1 protein-coding gene is annotated in these 1,373 nt (G+C 69.3%); it reads left to right on the top strand.

Going from position 1 to position 1,373, the window contains the following annotated elements; translation table 11 throughout:
• Nucleotides 1–1,373, top strand: a 1,373-nt coding sequence (locus ACFQ79_RS40710; protein ID WP_383593439.1) for an amino acid adenylation domain-containing protein, incomplete at both ends; no start/stop codon positions are given.

The following is a 1,373-nucleotide window of genomic DNA, read 5'->3' as shown; positions in this document are numbered from 1 at the left end:
TGTTCCCCGTCGAGCGGCTGAACGGTGTCCTCGAGCAGGTCGCGCCGGCCGCCCTCGTCACCCAGTCGCATCTGCCGACGCTGTCCACGAACGCGGTGGTCGTCGATCTGACGGCCGAGATCGCCGAGGTCAGCGGGCTCTCCGGGGCTGCCGTGGAGACGGGCGGATCGCCCGAATCCGTCGCTTGCGTGATGTTCACGTCGGGCTCGACGGGTCTCCCGAAGGGTGTGATGGCCTCGCATCGTGCGCTGGCGGCGACCTTCGTCGGTCCGGACTATCTGGCCTTCGGTCCGGAGCAGACGTTCCTGCAGTGCTCGCCCGTCTCGTGGGACGCCTTCGCCCTGGAGGTCTTCGGCCCGCTGCTGCACGGCGGGGTGTGCGTCCTCCAGCCCGGCCAGCACACCGATCCCCATCTGATCGCGGAGCTGGTCGAGCGGCACCAGGTCACCTCGCTCCAGATGTCCGCGAGCCTCTTCAACCACATGCTCGACGACCACCCCCAGACCTTCGACCACGTCAAGGAGGCCATGACCGCAGGAGAAGCGGCGTCCCCGACCCACACGGCCAGGGCTCTGGCCGACCACCCGCAGCTGCATCTGCTCAATGGCTATGGTCCGGCGGAGAGCATGGGGTTCACGACGGTGTTCGTGATCGAGCCGACGATCGGTGCGGGTGCGGCGAGCATTCCGGTGGGTGGTCCGCTGGCCGGCAAGCACGCCTATGTCCTGGACGCGAACCTGGAGCTGGTGGCCCCCGGTGTTCCCGGGGAGTTGTACGTCGCCGGGCACGGTCTGGCCCATGGCTACATCGGCCAGTCGGCACTCACGGCCGACCGGTTCGTCGCGAACCCTTACGGTCCTGCCGGGGCTCGGATGTATCGCACGGGGGATCTGGCCCGCTGGAACAAGCAGGGCGCCCTGGAATACCTCGGTCGCGGTGACGAGCAGATCAAGCTGCGCGGATTCCGGATCGAGCCGGGTGAGATCGAGGCGGCCCTGATGGCGCACGCCTCGGTGGTTCAGGCCGCCGCGGTCGTGCGGGAGGACCGGCCCGGTGACAAGCGTCTGGTCGCCTACGTGGTCGGTGAGACGGCACCGGAGGAGCTGCGCCGGCACGTCGCCGCCCGCCTGCCCGAACACCTCGTGCCCTCGGCCTTCGTGGTGCTCGATGCCCTGCCTCGTACCGTCAACGGCAAGCTCGACCGCCGCGCTCTCCCCGCTCCCGACGACACCGCCGCCTCCGAGGGCGGACGAGCACCCCGTAACCCGGCCGAGGAGATCCTCTGCGGACTCTTCGCCGACAACCTCGGACTCGAATCCGTCGGCATCGACGACAACTTCTTCCACCGCGGCGGCCACTCCCTCCGCGCCACC

This window comes from Streptomyces sp. NPDC056480 (assembly GCF_042795405.1).
Lineage (GTDB): Bacteria > Actinomycetota > Actinomycetes > Streptomycetales > Streptomycetaceae > Streptomyces.
The sequence above is the reverse complement of the archived record's forward strand: the minus strand, read 5'-3'. Positions and strand labels throughout refer to the sequence as shown.